Genomic DNA, 5,299 nt, shown 5'->3' with positions numbered 1-5,299 from the left:
GGCGGCATCTTCTCAAGCGTCGCGACCAAGGATTCTCATCCTGATTGACGCGCTCTTCTCATCAAGTTTGTCGCGCTACAGGCCGAACACTACCTCATCGAGGTGGTCTGCAAGGATGGCGCCGAGAAGCGCCATAACAGTTGGTACGGCACATGGGTCATCCGTGCCGTTGCTGAGGACGGGCGTGACGACAAGATGCTCGTCACGAGCCGTAGCTATCTCAAGGTTCGCGAGTTCAAGACGATTGTCGGTCTTGTCAGCTTCCTTGCCGACATGGGCTGCACGACTGCCAGCATCCCGCTCATCGAAGGCGCCCGCGAGCGCCATGCAGCACCCGGGCGCACGCCCGAGCCACGAACCGGCCCGGTTCTGGTCAAGGACAACTGACCGCGCATTTGCGCTCGTCGTTGCATTGGGTACAGGTGTTTGTTCAGCACCCCCGGCCTTTGCCGACGGTTTCATCTTCCAGGTCAGCCCTGATGGCCGACTGATCGACACAACTGATACCACGAGCACCTTGCGCTCGTTCACCGGCGACGACGATGCCCGGAATGGGCCCCTCCCAGATCGCCTCTTTCTCTTCGCAGCACCGCAGTCCCGTGGGGATAACGATCCCCTGAGCGATGTGATGGCTGCAGCAGCGGTCGCCCCGCGCGCCGTCCGCGCCTCACCGGAAATCCTCCACGCAATCGAGACCACCGCCTTGCGTTACAGCAGCCATGACGCCCTGCGTCAGGCAGGTCTGTCGGTCACCGACTGGACGCTCTTCTACCGCGCCAACATCGAGGTCGAGAGCGCTTACAATCCCGGCGCGCGCAGCCCGGTTGGAGCCATCGGGCTCGGCCAGCTCATGCCCGACACCGCGCGCGATCTCGGCGTTGACCCGCACGACCTTGCTCAGAACCTCGACGGTTCTGCCCGCTACCTTCTGATGATGCTCGAGCAGTTCGGCGATCCTGCGCTGGCGCTTGCTGCCTACAATGCCGGCCCCTATGCGGTCACCCGCCATGGCGGCATTCCCCCCTTTCGAGAAACCCAAGGCCATGTGGCCCGTGTGACAGCCGTGTTCCAGCGGCTGAGAGGAGACATTTCGTGACGTCCAAGAATCTTCAAAGCGTGCCCCGCACGCGGGCCCTTGTCGCGCTCGGCGCGATGGCCCTGATCGTGATGGCAGGCCCCGCGCTGGCCCAAAGCATTGACCTGTCGCCGGTGCAGACGCTGCTACAGGGCATCGTCGATGCGATCACCGGGCCCTTAGGCATCGTGATCGGCACGCTCGCCCTGATCGGCGTGTTCCTCTCCTGGCTCTTCGGGATCCTCGACTTCCGTCAGGCGCTCTGGGTCGTGGTCGCGATCGCGGGCATCGCCGCAGCGCCCACCATCGTCGCCGCCATCTGGACGACCTGAGCAAGTCTGGAGTTCTTGGCGATGTCCGACCAGTCCCGCGTGTTCATCGGCCTTCTCAGGCCGCCAAAGCTGATGGGCTTGCCGATCATGTACGCCATGGTCTGGCTCTTCGGCTCGACGCTCCTGTTCCTCTGGGTGCAGAGTTGGGTGGTGGCCGTCTTCGCGGGGCTGGCCTGGCCGGCGCTTTGGAAAGCCGCGGACTGGGATCCGAACTTCCTCGATGTCCTGGTGATCACCTTGCAGGAAACCCCGCCCACGACGAACCGCAAGATCCACGGAGGCGACAGCTATGCCCCGTGATGGAGCTGCCCGTGACGTGGAAGGCGCCCTCGATCCGCTGACTGCGCTGCCTGCATGGGTCAAGGGCGAGAAGCGGCTCTCGTCCATGCTGCCCTATGTCAGCCTTGTCACCGACCGGACGATCCGGACCCGCGGCAACGAGTTGATGCAATGCATCCGGCTGGAAGGGGTGAACAGCACCACGAGCGAGGACGCGCATCTCGACCGGATCGGTGGGCTTCTCGCCGGCATCGTCGCGCAGGTGGGGACGGAGTTTTCCTTCTACCTGCACAAGGTCTCAAAAGCGGTCGATGTGACCCTGCCGCCCATCCCGGGCGATGGGTTCGCTGCCGCCGTCGATCAGCGCTGGCGCGCGCATCTGGGTCAGGTGGGCCTGCGCGACAAGACACTGACCCTGACGGTCCTGAAGCACCCCGAGGCGGGCAGTCGCCTGCCGTTTGGTCTAAGGACTTCGCGCACTCGGCATGCCGCAGACACGACCCGGCGCCTGCGCAAGCTCGACGAGGTCGTTGGGTTTCTGCTGTCATCCTTCGACGAGCTGAAGCCACGCCTGCTCGCGGCCAGCACAGGGGAGCTTCTGGGCTTCCTCGGATCTCTGAACACTGGCGAGGAGCATCCGCTCTACCCGCGATCGCGCCTCGGCGTGATCGCAGAGGATGTCGCCAATACCCGCGTCACCTTCCGCGGCACGACCATCGCGCTCTCGGACGGTGCCGCGGGCGACAAGTTGGGCGCGATCTTCGCAGTGAAGAACTACCCCGCCAAGACCGACAGCCTGATGCTCGATGAGTTGAACCTGCCCGTCGACATGGTGGTCACCCACTCCTTCGTGCCGATCAACGCCAACATCATGGCAGGCCGTATCAAGCGACAGCTGCGGCTCATGCAGGCGGCCAATGACGGGGCCGTCAGCCTCGCGCAGGAGTTGGAACTCGCCCAGGACGATCTGGAATCGAAACGCCTGATCTTCGGCGAGCACCATATGACGGTGGCCGTCTATGCGCGATCGCGGGCTGCGCTTGATGACATCGCGGCCGAGATCCGCAATATCTCCGCGACCTCCGGGATCAACCTGATCTCGGAAGCCTTCGGCGCGCGGGCGCATTTCATGGCGCAGCATCCAGGGAACACAGGGGCGCGCAGCCGCAAGGCCGCGATCACGAACCACAACTTCGCCGATCTCGCCACCTTCCACCGCACGCCGCTTGGCAAGACCGGCAGCAATGTCCCCTGGGGCTTGCCGATCACGCTCTTCCCGACGCCCGAGCGCAGCGGGTTCCGCTTCAACTTCCACGAACAGGGCGCGCCGGACCGCGAGCCCACAGGTGGCCATACGCTGATCTTGGGGCGCCCCGGTTCGGGCAAATCCGTCCTGGCGGCTTTCCTGATGACCATGGCCCGGCGCGCAGGCGCGCGGCTCTTCGTCTTCGACTATCGCGCCGGCATGGAAATGGCGGTCCGCGCGCTTGGCGGCAGTTATTCGACCGTGCGGGCGGGGCGGCCCACGGGGCTCAACCCCCTGCAAACCCAGATCGACGCGCGCGGTCAGGCCTGGCTGGCCGACTGGCTCGCAAGCCTCCTCGAGCGCCGCGATCGGCCGTTGACCCCGGTACAGACCAACCGCCTGCAGGAGGTCGTGCGCCAGAATGCCAGCGCCGGGAACGCGGGGCTGCGAAACTGGTCGGACTTTGCCTCGCTCCTCGTCTCGACCGATGACGATGGCGATCTGTTTGAGCGGATGCAGGAATGGACGGCTGAGGGCCGCTACGGCTGGATCTTTGGGGCGAACACAGACGACACGTTCCAAATCGGGGGCAGCACCGACGCTGACGTCGCGGGCTTTGATCTGACCGGCATCCTCGATTCCGAGAGCGAGCGGGAACGCATGGCGGTCCTGTCATACCTTTTCCGCCGGGTCGAGCGCGTGATCGAAGACCGCAAGCCCACGATCATCGTCATCGATGAGGCCTGGAAGGCGCTCGACAACGCGTATTTCGCGGAGCGGCTCTCGAACTGGTTGGTGACCGCGCGCAAACAGAACGCGGTCGTCGTGATGATGACCCAATATGCCAGCCAGCTCGAGCGCACCCGGACCGGCAAGACCATCGTGGAAGCCGTACCGACGCAAGTTCTCTTGCCCAACATCCGCGCTTCAGCTGCGGATTACGCGATGCTCGGCCTCAGCGAGAAAGAACTCGACGTGCTCCTGGGCGTCGGCTCCGCCTCGCGGCTGGCCCTAGTGCGCGATGACCGAGGTTCGGTCGTGATCGACGCCGATCTCAGCGCCCTCGGCCCGCTCGTGACCATCCTCGGCGGCATGGAGAAGGGCGAGGCCCTTGTCGGCCCCGATTACCGCGACCGCCCCGATTTCTGGAGAGTGACATGACCCTTACCATGATCCGCAGCGCCGTGCTGCTTGGCCTCGGCCTGACCCTGACAGCTTGCGCGCAGCATAACCCCGCAAAGGCCAACTGCTTCAACTTTCGTGATGCGCCCGCGCAGGCGGAAACCGCGACGACCACGATCTCGACCATGGGGGCGGAAGTCACGCGGCGAGACACGGCTTGCGATTTCGTGATGCTGGGGGCGGGCGGCTAAGCCGATGCGGACCTGGCTTCCCCTCTCGATGATCGGCCTTGCGCTGGCGATTCTGAATGTCGGGACTGCCGTGGCTCAGGGCGTGCCGACGTTTGATCTGCGCCTCTTCGCTGAGCGGCAGGCGATCGTCGAGCAGACCGATCGGGATCTGGCCCTGCAGCAGGACCGGTTGACCCGTGAGGAGGAGCTGGCCGAGATCGAACGCCAGCAACTCACCTCGCTCGAAGGGCTGATGGATGCGATGTCCCTCGGATCCGGTGATGTCGCGGGCACCGTGGCTGGGCTGGAAGCGGGGCAGGGGGTAGTTCGGGGATCTGGGGGCGACATCGAAAGCGCTGCGGCCAGCCTCTATGCGCCTGAGGACAACAACCCTGCGGCAGCGCGAATGTTCGGCGATGCCCGGGAAGGGATCGAGGAGTTGATCATCCGCGCGGCCCGCCAAACCCACAGCCTGCCTGGCGTGAGCCGCGCGGGCCTGTCGCTGGTGCAGTGGCGCTGCCTTCTGCAGGCGCTGATCTGGCAGGAAAGCCGCTTCCAGATCGGAGCCCACTCCCCCGTAGGCGCCTTCGGCCTCACCCAGATCATGCCCGGTACGGCCGGCGATCTCGGGATCTATCCGGCCTATTATGACGACCCCTGGCTGCAGGTGACGGGGGGCGCCCGCTACCTCGCGCAGATGCTGAATATGTTCGATGGCAACATCATCCACGCGCTTGCGGCCTATAACGCAGGCCCTGGCAACGTGCAAAACTACGGCGGTGTCCCGCCCTTTGCAGAAACCCAGCACTACGTTGTGGTTATCCCGCAGCAGTACAACAGCTACCTTGCCGCCGTGGGCGGAATCGACGCGCTCGGCACCATCGACCCGGTGCTTCTGGCGAACGCGAGCTTCAGCCTCTCGGCCCATGGGGCACCCCCTTCTTTCCTCCATTTTGAACTCTGTGGCCGCCTTCGTTGTGGCGATGATCGCGGTGCGCCCGTTTGGGAGCCATGA

At 64.8% G+C, this 5,299-nt stretch carries 7 protein-coding genes; all 7 read left to right on the top strand.

Going from position 1 to position 5,299, the window contains the following annotated elements; all coding sequences use genetic code 11:
* Positions 1 to 102 precede the first annotated feature (102 nt).
* From ACFTOW_RS13955 to ACFTOW_RS13925, 7 genes are read left to right on the top strand one after another with little or no spacing between them, the layout of a single operon-like run.
* Positions 103 to 387, top strand: a complete 285-nt coding sequence (locus tag ACFTOW_RS13955) for a hypothetical protein (RefSeq protein ID WP_379916730.1) — start codon at positions 103 to 105, stop codon at positions 385 to 387.
* Positions 388 to 412: 25 nt separating this feature from the next.
* Positions 413 to 1,096: a lytic transglycosylase domain-containing protein gene (locus ACFTOW_RS13950; protein WP_379916728.1), complete on the top strand. Its 684-nt coding sequence runs from the start codon at positions 413 to 415 to the stop codon at positions 1,094 to 1,096.
* Between the two features lie 20 nt (positions 1,097 to 1,116).
* Entirely contained in the window at positions 1,117 to 1,407 is a 291-nt protein-coding gene (locus ACFTOW_RS13945) for a TrbC/VirB2 family protein (RefSeq protein ID WP_379916732.1), read from the top strand.
* 21 nt (positions 1,408 to 1,428) lie between these two features.
* Positions 1,429 to 1,707, top strand: a complete 279-nt coding sequence (locus ACFTOW_RS13940) for a VirB3 family type IV secretion system protein (protein WP_107326157.1) — start codon at positions 1,429 to 1,431, stop codon at positions 1,705 to 1,707.
* On the top strand, positions 1,697 to 4,093 hold the full coding sequence (locus ACFTOW_RS13935) for a VirB4 family type IV secretion/conjugal transfer ATPase (protein WP_379916725.1): 2,397 nt from the start codon (positions 1,697 to 1,699) through the stop codon (positions 4,091 to 4,093). Before ACFTOW_RS13940 ends, ACFTOW_RS13935 begins: the two co-directional genes overlap by 11 nt.
* The gene (locus tag ACFTOW_RS13930; RefSeq protein ID WP_379916723.1) at positions 4,090 to 4,305 is read left to right on the top strand and encodes a hypothetical protein; all 216 of its coding nucleotides are present in this window, start codon (positions 4,090 to 4,092) and stop codon (positions 4,303 to 4,305) included. The genes ACFTOW_RS13935 and ACFTOW_RS13930 overlap by 4 nt, the downstream gene beginning before the upstream one ends.
* A gap of 4 nt (positions 4,306 to 4,309) precedes the next feature.
* Complete coding sequence (locus ACFTOW_RS13925; RefSeq protein WP_379916721.1) at positions 4,310 to 5,299, top strand: lytic transglycosylase domain-containing protein; 990 nt, start codon at positions 4,310 to 4,312, stop codon at positions 5,297 to 5,299.

The sequence above is a fragment of the Lacimonas salitolerans genome (assembly GCF_042677865.1).
Classification (GTDB): domain Bacteria; phylum Pseudomonadota; class Alphaproteobacteria; order Rhodobacterales; family Rhodobacteraceae; genus Lutimaribacter; species Lutimaribacter salitolerans.
The sequence above is the reverse complement of the archived record's forward strand: the minus strand, read 5'-3'. Positions and strand labels throughout refer to the sequence as shown.